The following is a 14,791-nucleotide window of genomic DNA, read 5'->3' as shown; positions in this document are numbered from 1 at the left end:
TAAGCAATGAGCTTTTCGTCATTGCTTAAGAGAAGAAAATAAAATGACAAAATTTACAGAATTAGGATTAAAAGATGAAGTACTAAAGGGAATTACTGATCAACATTTTGAAGAGGCATTTCCAATTCAAGAAGCTGTAATTCCAGTATTACTTTCAGGAAGAGATGTAGTAGGTCAAGCACATACAGGTTCTGGAAAAACTGCAGCATTTGCATTAGCAATGTTACAACAGATTCAACCAAAAAACGGCATTCAAGGATTAATCATGGCACCCACAAGAGAACTTGCAATGCAGATTAGTGATGAAGTTAAAAAATTTGGAAAATATACAGGAATCAAAGTAGCTACAGTTTACGGAGGACAAGGAATGGGAATTCAGTTAGATGCTCTTCATAGAGGAGTAGAGATAGTTGTTGCAACCCCAGGTAGACTAATTGATCATCTCAAAAGAGGTTCAATTGAACTTCGAGACATTACCCATATTGTTCTTGATGAGGCAGACACAATGCTGGATATGGGATTCGTTGACGATATTTCATTTATTTTAGATTTAGCACCAGAAGAGAGAGTAATGTCATTGTTTTCTGCTACAATGCCTACTGAAATTCTAAGATTATCTGAAGAGTATCTTAAAAATCCAAAACAATTCCTTTTAGATGCTGATGATCTCAGTGGCGAAGGAATTGATCAATCATATTTAGTAATTAAAGATCGAGATAAATTCAAGTATCTTATTGATTTTATCAAAAAGACAAAAGGTCAATCAATTGTATTTTGTTCAACAAAATACAGAACAAGAGATGTGGCAAAATTCCTCCATCAAGAAAAATACAATGCAGTAGCAATTGAAGGAGACATGTCACAGCATAGAAGAGAGCAATCAATGGGTAAATTTAGAAGTGGAAAAGCAGACATTCTTGTTGCAACAGATGTGGCATCAAGAGGAATTGATGTTCCAAGAGTAGAATTAGTAGTAAACTATGATGTACCAAATCAAGAGATGGCATATTTCCATAGAATTGGAAGAACAGCTAGAGCTGGAGCACTGGGTAAAGCAATCACATTTGTATCATATTCATCAGTAGGAGACTGGAATCTCATTAAAAGACAGATCAAAGTACCTCTAAGGGATTTAAATCAAGAGATGGGAATTCAAATATCAATACCAGATCCGCTAAAAAGACAAACACCTTCAAGAAGATATGGCGGTCAATCAAGATCCAATTATTCCCGAGGAGGACGTTCTGGTGGATATGGAAGATCAGATAGGAGTAGAAATACAAGAGATGATAGAGGAGGAAGAAAGAGATATGGAGATAATGATAATAAAAATAGCTACGGCGGACGTAGTAGATGGTAATTAGTGTAAAACTTAAAGACCTGAACTTCATTTATCATTACAAGGTATAGTAATGCACAAAGGATTTATTTTATTAAATTGTGATCTTGGCGCTGAAGAATACATTGTTGATGAATTAAAACACATGCAAGATGTCAATAATGCATATCTTACTTTTGGAGCTTATGATGTAGTTGCAGAAGTGCAAACACAGAATCAAGATGAGTTTGAAAAAGTAATTGCGTCAATTAGAAAATTATCAAGGGTTGTCAGTACAATGACGCTAAATGTAATTCAACCCGAATAATTGTTATATGAGTTCTTTTAGAATTGTTTCAAATTGCAAAAAATTGATTATGAAGCACCAGTTTGGGTGCTAAATTACAACAACCCAGAACCACTACTAGAGCATGCGATTCACATGCTAGAAAGACACGGAGTTAAACGTGAAGACATGATAATTACGGAAACCCCTACTGCAAAAGTAGGAGCTATTGTTGTGGAGATTTGGCCATATGAGTTAGTCATAGGAAGAGTTAGAACCACTAGAAATGATTCATTTATCAGCGGTACAGAATTTACAGTAGAATTAAAGTTAGATGAGGATGGAAATTACATAGATTATCTTTGAAGAAAAAGAAAATACAAAATATCATTATTGGCATCATAGCAGTTCTAATAATTGGAGCTATTGTGGCATACAATTTTTCTATAGACCAAACCAAACAGAAAGGTCTTCAATTCGGAATAGAATTAGAACAAATCCAAGAAGAAGTTAAAGAATTGCAAACAAAGTTCTATTCTGAAAAAACAAGATGGGAGGAAGGAGACATATCAAAGGAAGAATTATCAGAATTTTATGAAAAACATTTACAAGATTTTGAAGTAGTAATTTCCAAATATGATGAATTGTCCCCTCCAGAGATTTTCAAGAGTTCAGTAGATCTATTGAAACTATCATCTCAGTCTCAACTAGATAGTGATTCAGAATTTATCAAATGGATTGAAACAGGAGATGAATCAGCTAAAATTCGCTCAGATACTCAAATTCAAGAATCATTAGAATATGAAATGTTAGGTTTAGTTGAATTTTATTCGGCCAAAACTGGTGTGAAAAACTATGATGAGCCAGAAAAATTTGAAGCACCACAAACAGGACTCACACAAAAAGTGATACAAATTTCAGACAATATGAAAAATCAATGTGATAAAGAATTTAGAAATGAATTAGGAGAATTTGATTCAGAACAAACAGAAATTGAATGGTTCAACTGTACAAATGAGGCAAAAAAATGGAAAATAGAGCATTTACCATAATAAAGAAGAAATAATTTTTACTAATCCACAATATCAAAATCATTTAAAAATCTCTTTTAGAAATATTTTAGTAAATTTTATCACCTAGGTTGTTTTGGTATTATTATGGAAATTGAAGTAGCTGTTGAAAAACTATTGAAGCTTAGTCCATCAGTTAGAGTAGTAACTGTATGCGATCTAAATGGAAAATTAGTTTATTCAGCACGTTCAAGAAAAGTAAGCATTTTGGTGACAAAGAAACAAAGTTTGGCATCATTAAAGGCTGCAGCATATGATTGGAAGCAAAGAAAAAAACTATTGAAATCACTAGGGGCATGCAAATACGTTGTTGCAGAATATGACAAAGTAAAAAGAATAGTCATTCCTGCAGGAAAGAATCACATTTTGTATGTGACTACTACTGCTTCCTTAGATCATAACAAAGTTGTTCGAAAGGTACGCTCGTTCAAGTAACCTTTACAATTTTATTTTTTCCTTTATTTTTTAAATTAGGTATGAATTAATACCAATAATTTACAGATTATAAAAAATATTGATTGTATTTGATATTCAGTTTACTTTTTGAGTTGTCGTCTTCCGGTGCCTCTTCCAGAACTAACCCACATACCTTTTGTGTCGGTGGTTTTGGTAGCAGCAATATCACCAAATTTTATTTTTCCAGTTCCTCTTCCAACACTCACATACTTGTCTTTTGAGGCTTCTTGTCTTGCAGCTTGAATTTTTTTGAAATCAGAGCCGGACCATTTACTGGCATCGTCATCAACTTCAATAGTTCCTGTTCCCCTACCAGATCGTACTTTAATTTTAGCCATATTTTCTAATTATTAATACTCGTTTCTCATTAATAAGATTTTTAAAAAGACCAATTTTTGAACGAAATTATCACTTGGGTTAATTTATCATAATTCTTAGATAAAAAAAGAATAAACCAAAAAATCACAGATAAAACTTCTTTAAAGAATTCAAACGAACAAATACATGGAACGAGTTTTCATCATCATATTTCTATTTGTAGGAATTATTCCATCAATATTTGGAGAAGTATTTATTGAAAATGATCAGCAGTTTTTTGGAGATGATAAATCCCTCCATGTTGTTGGGGAAATAACAAATAATCTGAAGGTCCCTCTAAGCCAAATCAATGTGATAATAACACTATTTGATGAAAATAAAAATCAAATTCTAGTAAAAGAGGTGAATTCTTTAGTAAATACAATCATGCCAGGAATGAAAGGACCATTTGAACTAATCCTACCAAGAAATGAAGCAAAAGATACTAAATCATATTCATTGAATTTAGATTATGAATTGAGTCATCCAAAAAGTCAAGTGATAGACATTACTGAATCAGAATTAACAACAGACAATCACAATAATCTAATCATTACTGGTGTTGTCAAGAACAATGGGGATATTACAGCAAATACAATAGCAGTCATTGCGACACTATATGATATCGAGGGGAATGTTGCAGGTGTCTCCAGAATCCACCCAGAACCAGATTATTTAGGAGTAAATGACGATATTTTCTTTTTGGTTACAATTCCAGATAAAATTCAAAATGATCAGATAAAAAAATACACATTGGTTGCAGAGTCAGAAGAATATGCCGCTGTCCCAGAATTTCCCATAGGTACGCTTGTTTTGCTTGTAGTTACACTATCAGTATATGTTGGAATTACAAGGTATTCAGGCAAAATTATAACAAATCTAATTTCTGCAACAAATCTAAAGTAGTGTAAAGTTCTTCTAGTAAATGTTTTTTTTCAAGAGGTGTTGGTTTTGAAAACTTTACTTCAAAAGTTATTGTGAGCATATCTTGATCTGTATGTGATATTCTAATGGAGTGTTTTTCCCTATTAGTTTGAGATAAGAAATTCTTCCATTTTTGTAGATGTTCATTAACTCGTATTACATTTTGTTCTACTTTAGAGATATCAGTATCTAAATCAGTATCAAATAAACCAAATTTAACTAGAGGAACCATCATGACACCACCTAAAATTTTATCATTATTTTTTAGCATGGATGAAATTATTTCTTCAGAATTCTCTTTTGGGAAAATATGTCCATAGTCTGGATCAAAGTATCCTGCCACCATTTTTTTTGAATCATATATTCGAAAAAAATCTTCGTCAGATTCTAATTTCCACAATATCTAAAAAATGATTTATGAATAAATAAACGATTAATCAAAGACAAAAACTAGTACAAATTGCTAAAATTTCAGGCATGATAGTTTTTCAAGCCTTAAGTTCATAATCAGTTCAGTAATTTTATGAGTTTCAGATCAAGTGTGTTTTCAAAAAAAGAGTTTGCAATAATTCTATGTGTATCTCTAATTGTTTCATCAATTTTGTATATTGCTTATGTCACAGGTAGATAGTCAGATAAAGTAATTCTGTAAATAGAAAAAATCATTATCAAAGACAATTAAATAAACTAGGAAATAAAGGAAAAACCATGACAATTTCTAAAGAGACCAAAGATTTTGTTGATAGTTTGATCGATTACTACATTAATGAATCAGAGTCATATAGACAAATTGCAGAGAATTTTGTGCCTGAAATAGGATCTGTTCCAGATACAGCATTTGGGATTATAACAGGATGTGTCTATTCAGGATTTTTACAGGCATATCAAAACCAACAACAGTCACCAAGTTTGGAAGATATGAAAGAATTCAATCAAATTATCAAAGAACGCGCCCCACTAATCAAAAAATCTATTTTGGAACCTCATAGATTTGAAGCCAATAAAAAAGAGACAGATGAAAAAGAAGATCCCATATTCAAATAATAGTAATTTTAATGTGAAAGAGTGCCTGATTAGGCACACTCTTTCTTGACTCCTCTGTTAGAAAGGGTTGTTCCGCGTAGAGGGTATGTACACAGTTTTGACTTGTAATAACAAAAAATAGAAATTATCTATTAAAACACTTACGTAGAAATCATTAGTGGATAAATTCAAAAAAGAAAAAACCAGTACAGTTTAATTCAGAATAAATAAAATGAAATTATGAATGTCGATGGTAGTAAAATCATCTTTGGGTTAGGTGTAAGTGCAGCTGTGGCAACGGCAGTAATTGCACTGTATTTTGCAATTCGGTAAAGATAAATCATCAAAAAAAGTAAACAAATCATTGTCAGCAACAAATGAATTCAAAATTACACAGATAGTAGATAATGGTCAGATGGTCCAATTAACACTAGTAGAAAATGTTTCAACTGAACCAATTTCACAAAAACAGATGATTATAGAAAATGTATCAAAAAAGCTTGATGCTGAAACAAAAGAACAGGTAATGCCACTACTTGAAGCTATTTTACAAGCACAGCCAACAGTTAATATAAAATCATATCAACAAACACAAATTACAATAGCTATGCCAAAATCAAGATATGACAACATGGGAAGACCACAAGTTGGAAATACAATTGATGTAAATTTAAAAAAAATCTAAAGACGTGAATTTATTTCATCCAGTGTATGTAATGGTAATGAGCAAGAAAAATCTTTACAAATAAAAACAGTAGTTTTATCCTCAAAAGTTTTGCCAGCAAAAAATGGATAGTTAGATAAAAATTTCAATTGAGTAGAATTTTGAATTGTCACAATAAATGAATTTGGCAAATAGTCAGTCAGAATAGAATGGTGCAACTCGGAATTTTCTGTATTAATGATTGTTATTTCCAAGGGTTTTTCGATATAATTAAAAATTGTATTTAGTAAATATCCAAATCCAAAAGGGTTTTCTGCAGCCATCTGTGCCTGAGACTCCATTATTTTGGTAGAAATTTCAAGGAAATTCTGTTTTTGAGATAGATGGAATAATCTTAGCATTACAAAAGCAGAAACAGAGTTTCCAGAAGGTAATGACAAATCATAATTGCTTTTTGGTCGAATTATTAATTTTTCATGATTATCGGAAGTCATAAAGAAACTACTAGTATTTGAATCCCAAAAATGATCCACCAAATGATCACCCAATTTTAAAGCTAATTCAAGGTATTTTTTTTCAGGTTCAATTTCAAATACATCTAACAAGGCATTTGTAAAATAGGAGTAATCTTCTAGATATCCATCGATTTTAGCAGTTCCATTTTTGTAAGTACGAAGTAATTTACCATTTTCAAAAAGATTATTCTCTATAAAAGAAATACAATTTTTTGCAGCATCAAGATATCGTGTATCATTTGTAACACGATATCCTTTTGCAAATGCTGTGATCATCAGAGAATTCCAAGAGACCAAAATTTTATCATCTAAACCTGGAGGAACTCGTGTTGAACGAACTTTTAATAATTTTTCGGAGCATGAATTAATAATTTCTTGAGCTTTTTGTTCAGTTACTCCAAAATTAAATGCGACAGTTGAGAGATTAAGATTATTACACAGAATATTATTGCCTTCCCAATTTCCACCATCAGTAACATCATAATATAGACAAAATAGATCAGCGTCGTTTCCAAGGATTTCTTTTATTTCACTTTTCTTCCAAACATAGAATTTTCCTTCAATACCTTCTGAATCTGCATCATATGCAGAATAGAATCCACCTTCAGGGGAAGTCATTTCACGTAACACAAAATCAAGAGTTTTTTTCATCACATCAAGATAAAAAGGATCTTTTGTAATTTGATATGCCTCAGCATAATTGACAGGTATCAAAGCATTATCATAAAGCATTTTTTCAAAATGAGGAACAAGCCACTTTGCGTCCGTGGAATACCTAGAAAAGCCCCCACCTATTTGATCAAAAATTCCACCCCTTGCCATTTTCTTAAGTGTTTTGAGTGAAAATTCGTTGAATTTTGACAGACCTGAAAGTTTTGCATAACGAAATAGAAATGAGATATTTGCGGCATTTGGAAACTTTGGTGCAGAACCGAATCCACCATATGTCGGATCACCAATTTGAAATAAATTCATTGCAGCTTCATCAAGAATTGGTCGTTCTAATTTTGTTGGAACAGTAATGGTTTCTGTTTTTTGGAGTGCGTCAAGGAATTTTTCTGCAGATTTTTCAATGTCTTTTGGTTTTTCATTCCATGCTTGAGATAGTTGTCTACAGATACTTCCAAAACCAGGTCGCCCATACGAATCCAAAACCGGAAAGTAAGTACCAACATAGAAAGGTTTTTGATCAGGAGTAAGAAAAATACTAAGAGGCCAACCTCCTTGACCAGTTGCTATTTGGCAAACTTTTTGATAAATATCATCAATGTCAGGTCTTTCTTCTCGGTCAACCTTAATGTTTACAAAATTTTCATTCATGAATTTTGCAACATCTTCATTTTCAAATGATTCATGTGCCATTACATGGCACCAATGACAAGAGCTATAACCAATACTTAAAAAAATTGGTTTGTTTTCATCTTTTGCTTTTTTTAATGCAATTTCATTCCACCCATACCATTCAACGGGATTATGAGCATGTTGAAGTAAATAGGGACTGGTTTCATGAATGAGATTATTTTCTACCACATTTAATCAAAGTCATTTCAATATTAGTACTTAATTAGACATATTATCCCCAAATGCCTTTGCCTTCAGTTAATTCATAAATTCTAACATTAATTTTTCCTAACAATTTCACTTTTGATTTGTGAGCCTTTTTATCATGACTATAATCTTTTTTTTCAACTAATTCTTGTAATCGACGTAATTGCTCTAAAGATAATTTCTTAAATTCATTTTTAGACGCTGTGATTTGTTGCAATAATTTCACTCTTTCACGATCTTCATCAGTAATTTCAGCCATGATAAAAGTAAATGTCAGTCCTTTATTTTTCTAATGAGCGAATCTTAAAATTTCATGCTTTGTGCTCTAAGATATGGAAAAAATGCGGGCAATGGTACTATCAGAATGTGCTAAAATTGAGACAAATCCATTAAAATTAACTGAGATTGATAAACATCAGATTCAAAGACCAAATGAAATTTTACTAAAAATTGAAGCATGTGGAGTTTGTCATTCTCAACTTCATGGAATAGAAGGGGATTGGAAAGATATTGGAATACCACCAACTCTTCCAACAGTTCCAGGTCATGAGCTTGTTGGCAAAGTTGTTCAAGTGGGGGATTCAGTTTCTAAATTCAAAATAGGAGATAGAGCAGGAATAACTCCACTTTTAGAAGCATGTAAAGAATGTCAATATTGTAAAGAAGGTAAAGAGTATCTTTGTGAATCATCAATAATTACAGGAGAGTCATTCAAAGGTGGATATACAGAATTTATTACAGTTACAGAAGATTTTGCAACTAAAGTTCCAGAAAATATGAAACCAGAGTATGCTGCACCGCTTTTTTGCGCAGGTATAACAGCATACAAAGCAGTCAAAGCTGTAGAGCCAAAAATGCATAAAAAAATTGGAGTGTTTGGAATTGGCGGAGTTGGACATATGGCCATTCAGTTTGCAAAAATTGAGAATTGTGATGTCATTGCATTTTCTAGAACACAAAAACATCTTGATGTTGCAAAAAGATTGGGTGCAATTGATTCAATGACATTTTTAGAAAATCAAGATGAATTTCTTAGCAAACTAAAAGAAAAACATGGAATGTTAGATGCAGCCATAGTTTTTGCGCCAGCAGACATAGTTACAGATACTGCAATAAAATCAGTAAAGAAAGGAGGATTAATCGTGATTGCAACAGTGGGAGAAAATCCTGCATTTATGGCATTTGAGGAAAAAACAATCAGAGGAACTTTGATTGGCTCTACAAAAGATATGGAGCAAGTCATCAAAATATGTGATGAGAATAATATCGAGGTAATATCCCAAGTATTCCCATTAGAAAATGCAAACGAAGTACTAAAAAAATTAAAGAATTCTGAAATTGAAGCACGAGCAGTCTTGATACCTTAACTTGCAGATTAAATATTGGGAAGTATAGTTTTGAATATGAATTGCAATAGATGTCATCATACTGATGAAGCACATTCTCCAAATGAGGAGAGCAATTCCATAATCAAGGTAGGTAAATGCCAAATTCCCACATGTACATGTCAGCAATACTTGGATCCAATTCAAAAAATTGATGAAGATTTATTGTAACAATTCATATAGTAAAATCAATTCACAATAGTCATGGACAAACATAAGCCATCAGATGAAATGATTAAAGAATTAGACAATCTATTATCAAAAATTAATGCAATGGAGATAGTTGCATCGGAAGATTTTCAAAAAAATTCAATTAAAATAATGAGGGCTCTAGTTGAAGGACAAATGCATTCAATAAATGAATTTCAGCATTTGAAAAAAGCAATTGATTTGTTAACATTACAATTATTTGATGTGCAAAACAAAGTTAAGAATTGAGTTTTGTGTCACTCAATCCACAACCAGTACAGCGATAAAGTGTAGATTTTTCAAGAATTTTCTCTGCTTTCATTTCAGACCCACAGCACAAGCAAGGAATTTTTTGTGGTTTTTTACTTAATTCTTCAGACTTTCTAACAAAATAGTCAGGCTCTGATTTTATTATACTCTCAGAATTACATGGAGGTTTGTATCTTGAAATTATTTTATTGTAAACACTTTGTCTCTGAATTTTACTTGATTCAAACATAGGCAATATTGCAAGATACAGGGATTTCTCAGAACCTGAATTCTCTACCCAACATTTGAAATCTATGTGCTGAACAAAAAAAGATTTGTCATCAGTCTTTTCACAGTCACCAATATAGAGAATATTGAATTTGTCCTGATCTTTTGAAAGGATTAGATAAACAAGTTTTTCCATTGGCGGCCCCCAATCATCAAGAGGAATAGGGCCTAGAAACTCATATTGAAGAATTTGAATGCTCAATGTAGAACTTTTCCAGTACTTTCTTTTCTTTTTTTCCCAAAAAATACCCTAGTTCTAAGAAATTGATCGCAAAATCTAAACTTGAAAAGATTAAATTCAAGAGTTCTTGATTTTCAGTAAATGAGAGAACCTCACAATTATGCCAAAGTTGGGTATGCAATGATTCTAGTTTCAGCAAGTCTTGCAGCAGTTGGTCTCATAGGATTAGTAATTGGATCAGATGTGCTTTTTGCAGACAACATGCAAAGAGATGCAACTGCACATTTCAATGAATGTAAATTAAATGATTTCATACCAGATGAGTGTGTAAAATTCAGAGATAGAATTAACAGTGAAATTTCAGGAATATACGTAGACCCATCAAAGTGGGAATAATTTAGTAGCCATTTGTGAAATCTTCTAACATGTTTTGATTTTTTGTCAGTTTATTCATTGCATAAAATGCTCCACCAACTATTCCTGCCTGGTAAAAAGTATACAAGAAAACTCCAGAAGATGTTGGATCAGATTTTGTGAAACTTAGAACAAGAATAGTCATAAATACAAAGGTTCCAACAAAGGTCACCATTCTATTCAAAAATCCAGAATTCATTCCAACAATTCGTTTAGTTGCAGATGCCATTAATGTAATACTTGTAATTATTAAGAAGGTTGCACCACCATTTGCAGTTACAAATTCATTCACCCATGGTAAAAGTCCATCATCTAAAATTGATACTTCAGGCATTACACTTCCACCATTTATTGCAAAGTTTACGGCACTGAACATACCACCTATGACAAAAAAGAACAAGAATATTTTTACAACAGATCTTTTAAAGGCGCTACGGATTTCTGAAGGACGTACAGCTCTTTCTGTAATTCTCATACCATAAAGAAATCCAATTGCCATGGCAGGAAGAAACATGATATTTATCAAAATAGGGGATTCTTTATTGATAGATTCAATTTGTGGATGAAAAATCAAAAACAAGAGTATTGCCAGAGATGCTGAAGATGCAAACAATATCAAACCCAGATATTTATGACTGTGTGTCTCATAGGTCGCATCCCATTCGTACATTTTATCAACTCTTAGGAATGCAATTAAAGACCAAATCGAAAAATCATTTGGTCAAATTATCAATTCTGTTTACCCTTTTTAGGACTAAAACTTTAGATATTTTGTGAGAAAAGGAATTTCCATCATAGTAGTAGGAATGATAATTGGGGTATTGGGGATACTTTTTCACCTCCAAGGGCACTCAGTTGTAGGACCTGAATCGTCATTCATGTATTCAAACCCTGATTGGATAACTTATGGCATTCAAATTGCAATTATCGGATTAATTGTGATTGGAGTAGGAACAGTAATTACAATATTGAAAAAAGATTAATTTGTTACACGTAATGTAATTGTGCTTCGAATTTTTTGGAGTTTTCTAATCTTGGTAGTAATTATCTCATTCATTTGTGCAGGAGTATCTGCAACAAATTCTGCCACAACATCATAACTACCATAGGTAATCAGGCAATTTTTTACCTCAGGGATTTTTTGTAATTGGGTAAAAAGGGATTGTTCTTCTCCGATTTCACAGCTAATTAGCATGTATGCTTTTTCCATCGAAATCAAACTTTGTTAAAAAAACACTAACTTAAAGACATCTGAGGAAATATGTTTCTAAAATGATCTCAGAAACCTGCCACTATAGGATCGTCAGGTTTCATGATCTCTCTTAACAAAATTGTTGCAAACATACCTCTTGATAATGAAAATTCAACAGTATTTTCTTTTAACGTGTAATCAAAACAGTGAATTGCAGCTTGCCTAAAACCACCTTCACTGCTGACCTCTTGCATCTCTTTGATGAAAAAATCTTTAGGCGTAATCTCTTCTTGTTTTAGTATTTTTGATATTTGATAATCAAATCTTGTTTTTTTGTAATAGGAATATCCAACAAAAGGTAATGCAAGTCTTTGATCCAAACCTTTTACATATTTTCCAATGATGCCATTAAAATCAAAGCAAACATCACTTGATTGGGCCTCAAAAAGATCTTCACCATCAACAAAAGCTGAACTTAGAGTTTGATTAAAAATAAAAGACTGGTATGCCTGAATATAAAATCGTCTTAAAGATAAAGGAATAGCTCTGATTGCACGAATATATTCACCATGTTCAATCATTTCTTTTAGAACAATTCGCTCAATATCCATTTGACTTGGAACTCGATCAAAATATTTTTCATAATTTTCCTTATCTGAAAGTTTTTCACGAATTTCAGTATTTTCTTTTGAGTCATATGGTGACGTAAAAGATAAGATGAGATCCACTGCTTTTTTGAAATCTCGATGTAAAATAGCCTTACCAATTAGATGTGTAACGGGTCTTTTTGAACCAAAACGTTGGTATCCATAAAAATTCAAAATTTTGTCATATTCTGTAAAATCAGATAAACCATCAGAACAGTCAGAAATTTGAATTTTAAAATGGTTACCAATCATGTCTTTTTTTGACAATGGTTTTTTTACATAACCAATATTTTCCAGGGAGTATTTTTCGGTTGAAAAATTTTCTATTGCTTTACCTTTATTTCCAGAGCAAACAAATTGTTCAGTGATTGCTGATGCATCCTTTAGTCCAAGGGATTTTAATCGAATGCCTTTTTTTCTAAAAACACTAGATAATGCATGATTAGTGTCAATTTTTTGTTTTTTTAGTTTGTATACAGCATATCCTTCTTGATTATTTATCGAGTTTCTTATTTTATCTGAAATTAATTCTCTGACGCTAAAATCTTCAGGAACTAATCTAATTTTTCCACCTATTCCAGAAAAATTTGTGCTATAAACAGAGATACCAATTTGTGAATCTAGATTAGATATCACTCTATTGTCACTGTAACAAATTTGCTGACTGCCACATCAGTAGATTGTGCACCAAGTAAAATTTTGTAGGTACCAGGAACTGCATCTTCTGAAGCACTAATAGAAGTATGAATCGGACGTGGTGCATCAGAATCTAATTGAAATGTATTAGGAGAATTGTTTTCAAGTTTAACATTTAGAAAATCATGAGTGGTGGACATTACTAATGAAACTCCCATCAAATCATTTTGAGACATTGGGGAAACTATAAAGTTGAAATGCTTAGTATCGCCTGGAGTAAGTTCAATAGAATTTGATTCAAATTGAATTTCAAGAGGTAGTGGAACCGATGTATCAACTACACCAATATTATTTTCAACCCACTCTGTAAACCAAATTTTTTCACCATCTATTGCAAAATCAAAAATTTGAGCCAAACCACAATCAGCTAGCATCAAACCAGTTCCAGGATCACAGTCACCCCAATTAGGGTTTTTAGATGGAACATGGTATTCTACAAGCGTTTGAGTTTTTGGATCCATGACAGATATGTTGTTTGCAGTTTGTGCATTAAAGACAAGTCTACCCTGGTCATCAGTTTCAATCCAGTATGGCCTAGATATCGGAGTTTTGACAATTCCAGTTTGATTCCCATAGGTACTAGGTAATGGGTCAGATGTAACGTATTGAGTGTATTTTTCAGTCACAGGATCAAAATTAAAAAAGTATGAGGTGGTAGTATCTGCCAGCCAAATCGTTCCATCATCAGCTACTACTGAGCCATTTGGAGTTAGTAATTCTGGAGGTAATTGGTAAATTTCAATAAAATCTAATAATGGAAGATAGTTTTCATCAGAGTTTGAAACAGAATCAAAGTATGCATTTTGATCAAATTTTACTAAAACACCTCCTTGCTGGAATAACCAATTTGTAAACCAAACATTATCATCGGCGTCAACTGCAAAATCAGCAGTTACAGAATCATCAACAGGAGATGGAATACTTAGATAGTTCACATCTTCTTCAGATTGGTTTGGATCCAAGAATGTAATTTTATTTCCAGTAAAATCATTTACTATAATTTGAGAACCGTGGATTTGGAGTTTTTGAGGTAAGGAATCTCCTTCAGATGGATAAGATAGTCGGCTATATGTTTCGTCAATGGTTGAAAACTTCCAAACAGAATCATATGTTTCATCAGTATACCAAACAGTTCCATCAGGAGCATAATCTATTCCCCACATCATAGAACGTCCACCTGGTGGCCATGATGGATTTTCATATTCAGTAAAGGTTTCAGTGCGAGAATCAAATTTTGCCAGATTGCCAGTATTTGTTTCTGCGAACCAAACATTTCCATCATAATCAGCAACTATAGCTAAAGGATTCGTGCACAATGTTGGAATGGAATACTCTTGAATGAAAGCAGTTGATTTTGCAGTACTTGAACCACAAAACTGAGCACGTTGG

The 14,791-nt window shown here is 32.5% G+C and carries 22 protein-coding genes; 13 read left to right on the top strand and 9 right to left on the bottom strand.

Translation table 11 applies throughout. The features are described from left to right. Positions 1-43: 43 nt before the first annotated feature. From ACW9W3_RS10940 to ACW9W3_RS10920, 5 genes are all read left to right on the top strand, one after another. Entirely contained in the window at positions 44-1,360 is a 1,317-nt protein-coding gene (locus ACW9W3_RS10940) for a DEAD/DEAH box helicase (RefSeq protein WP_457766161.1), read from the top strand. 52 nt (positions 1,361-1,412) lie between these two features. Further along, entirely contained in the window at positions 1,413-1,646 is a 234-nt protein-coding gene (locus tag ACW9W3_RS10935; RefSeq protein WP_179371082.1) for an Lrp/AsnC ligand binding domain-containing protein, read from the top strand. Between the two features lie 33 nt (positions 1,647-1,679). Next, positions 1,680-1,970, top strand: coding sequence for a hypothetical protein (locus ACW9W3_RS10930; protein WP_457766160.1), 291 nt, complete (start codon positions 1,680-1,682; stop codon positions 1,968-1,970). Then, on the top strand, positions 1,967-2,656 hold the full coding sequence (locus ACW9W3_RS10925) for a hypothetical protein (protein WP_457766159.1): 690 nt from the start codon (positions 1,967-1,969) through the stop codon (positions 2,654-2,656). Before ACW9W3_RS10930 ends, ACW9W3_RS10925 begins: the two co-directional genes overlap by 4 nt. A 105-nt stretch (positions 2,657-2,761) precedes the next feature. Further along, on the top strand, positions 2,762-3,109 hold the full coding sequence (locus ACW9W3_RS10920) for a hypothetical protein (protein ID WP_457766158.1): 348 nt from the start codon (positions 2,762-2,764) through the stop codon (positions 3,107-3,109). Positions 3,110-3,210: 101 nt separating this feature from the next. Here ACW9W3_RS10920 and ACW9W3_RS10915 read toward each other — a convergent pair whose 3' ends face one another. After that, on the bottom strand, positions 3,211-3,468 hold the full coding sequence (locus ACW9W3_RS10915; protein WP_457766157.1) for a hypothetical protein: 258 nt from the start codon (positions 3,466-3,468) through the stop codon (positions 3,211-3,213). A 166-nt stretch (positions 3,469-3,634) separates the two neighbouring features. On the opposite strand from ACW9W3_RS10915, the gene ACW9W3_RS10910 reads away from it, so the two are divergent. After that, a complete protein-coding gene (locus ACW9W3_RS10910) occupies positions 3,635-4,393 on the top strand; it encodes an FxLYD domain-containing protein (protein ID WP_457766156.1) in 759 nt (252 codons plus the stop codon). Here the strand turns inward: ACW9W3_RS10910 and ACW9W3_RS10905 are convergent. After that, positions 4,356-4,757 carry a hypothetical protein gene (locus tag ACW9W3_RS10905; RefSeq protein WP_457766155.1) on the bottom strand — a complete coding sequence of 134 codons (402 nt, stop codon included), beginning with the start codon at positions 4,755-4,757 and terminating at the stop codon, positions 4,356-4,358. The two genes, ACW9W3_RS10910 and ACW9W3_RS10905, sit on opposite strands and share 38 nt — an antisense overlap. Before the next feature lie 362 nt (positions 4,758-5,119). Here ACW9W3_RS10905 and ACW9W3_RS10900 point away from each other — a divergent pair, with 362 nt between their 5' ends. Then, complete coding sequence (locus ACW9W3_RS10900) at positions 5,120-5,455, top strand: hypothetical protein (protein WP_457766154.1); 336 nt, start codon at positions 5,120-5,122, stop codon at positions 5,453-5,455. A gap of 343 nt (positions 5,456-5,798) precedes the next feature. After that, positions 5,799-6,119, top strand: a complete 321-nt coding sequence (locus tag ACW9W3_RS10895) for a hypothetical protein (protein ID WP_457766153.1) — start codon at positions 5,799-5,801, stop codon at positions 6,117-6,119. Here the strand turns inward: ACW9W3_RS10895 and ACW9W3_RS10890 are convergent. Then, positions 6,116-8,143, bottom strand: coding sequence for a thioredoxin domain-containing protein (locus ACW9W3_RS10890; protein ID WP_457766152.1), 2,028 nt, complete (start codon positions 8,141-8,143; stop codon positions 6,116-6,118). The genes ACW9W3_RS10895 and ACW9W3_RS10890 overlap by 4 nt on opposite strands. A 43-nt stretch (positions 8,144-8,186) precedes the next feature. Beyond that, positions 8,187-8,420 (bottom strand): hypothetical protein, encoded by a 234-nt coding sequence (locus tag ACW9W3_RS10885; RefSeq protein WP_457766151.1) that lies wholly within the window; start codon positions 8,418-8,420, stop codon positions 8,187-8,189. 73 nt (positions 8,421-8,493) lie between these two features. On the opposite strand from ACW9W3_RS10885, the gene ACW9W3_RS10880 reads away from it, so the two are divergent. From ACW9W3_RS10880 to ACW9W3_RS10870, 3 genes are read left to right on the top strand one after another with little or no spacing between them, the layout of a single operon-like run. Further along, complete coding sequence (locus tag ACW9W3_RS10880; RefSeq protein ID WP_457766150.1) at positions 8,494-9,528, top strand: alcohol dehydrogenase catalytic domain-containing protein; 1,035 nt, start codon at positions 8,494-8,496, stop codon at positions 9,526-9,528. Positions 9,529-9,564: 36 nt separating this feature from the next. Further along, on the top strand, positions 9,565-9,717 hold the full coding sequence (locus ACW9W3_RS10875) for a hypothetical protein (protein WP_457766149.1): 153 nt from the start codon (positions 9,565-9,567) through the stop codon (positions 9,715-9,717). 33 nt (positions 9,718-9,750) lie between these two features. Continuing rightward, the gene (locus ACW9W3_RS10870; RefSeq protein ID WP_457766148.1) at positions 9,751-9,984 is read left to right on the top strand and encodes a hypothetical protein; all 234 of its coding nucleotides are present in this window, start codon (positions 9,751-9,753) and stop codon (positions 9,982-9,984) included. On the opposite strand, the gene ACW9W3_RS10865 is transcribed toward ACW9W3_RS10870, so the two are convergent. Continuing rightward, complete coding sequence (locus ACW9W3_RS10865; protein WP_457766147.1) at positions 9,974-10,474, bottom strand: hypothetical protein; 501 nt, start codon at positions 10,472-10,474, stop codon at positions 9,974-9,976. The genes ACW9W3_RS10870 and ACW9W3_RS10865 overlap by 11 nt on opposite strands. A gap of 120 nt (positions 10,475-10,594) precedes the next feature. On the opposite strand from ACW9W3_RS10865, the gene ACW9W3_RS10860 reads away from it, so the two are divergent. Beyond that, positions 10,595-10,849: a hypothetical protein gene (locus ACW9W3_RS10860; RefSeq protein WP_457766146.1), complete on the top strand. Its 255-nt coding sequence runs from the start codon at positions 10,595-10,597 to the stop codon at positions 10,847-10,849. Between the two features lies 1 nt (position 10,850). Here the strand turns inward: ACW9W3_RS10860 and ACW9W3_RS10855 are convergent, their stop codons facing one another. Beyond that, a complete protein-coding gene (locus tag ACW9W3_RS10855) occupies positions 10,851-11,537 on the bottom strand; it encodes a hypothetical protein (protein ID WP_457766145.1) in 687 nt (228 codons plus the stop codon). 103 nt (positions 11,538-11,640) lie between these two features. Here ACW9W3_RS10855 and ACW9W3_RS10850 point away from each other — a divergent pair, with 103 nt between their 5' ends. Beyond that, on the top strand, positions 11,641-11,850 hold the full coding sequence (locus tag ACW9W3_RS10850; protein WP_457766144.1) for a hypothetical protein: 210 nt from the start codon (positions 11,641-11,643) through the stop codon (positions 11,848-11,850). Here the strand turns inward: ACW9W3_RS10850 and ACW9W3_RS10845 are convergent. The 3 genes from ACW9W3_RS10845 to ACW9W3_RS10835 form a co-directional block, all read right to left on the bottom strand. Continuing rightward, the gene (locus ACW9W3_RS10845) at positions 11,847-12,077 is read right to left on the bottom strand and encodes an Lrp/AsnC ligand binding domain-containing protein (RefSeq protein ID WP_457766143.1); all 231 of its coding nucleotides are present in this window, start codon (positions 12,075-12,077) and stop codon (positions 11,847-11,849) included. The genes ACW9W3_RS10850 and ACW9W3_RS10845 overlap by 4 nt on opposite strands. A gap of 68 nt (positions 12,078-12,145) precedes the next feature. Beyond that, a complete protein-coding gene (gene truD / locus ACW9W3_RS10840) occupies positions 12,146-13,342 on the bottom strand; it encodes a tRNA pseudouridine(13) synthase TruD (protein ID WP_457766142.1) in 1,197 nt (398 codons plus the stop codon). Then, positions 13,339-14,791, bottom strand: a 1,453-nt coding sequence (locus ACW9W3_RS10835) for a lyase (RefSeq protein ID WP_457766141.1), incomplete at its 5' end; no start/stop codon positions are given. The genes truD and ACW9W3_RS10835, both read right to left, overlap by 4 nt.

This window comes from Candidatus Nitrosopumilus sp. bin_68KS, assembly GCF_054095825.1.
The sequence above is the reverse complement of the archived record's forward strand: the minus strand, read 5'-3'. Positions and strand labels throughout refer to the sequence as shown.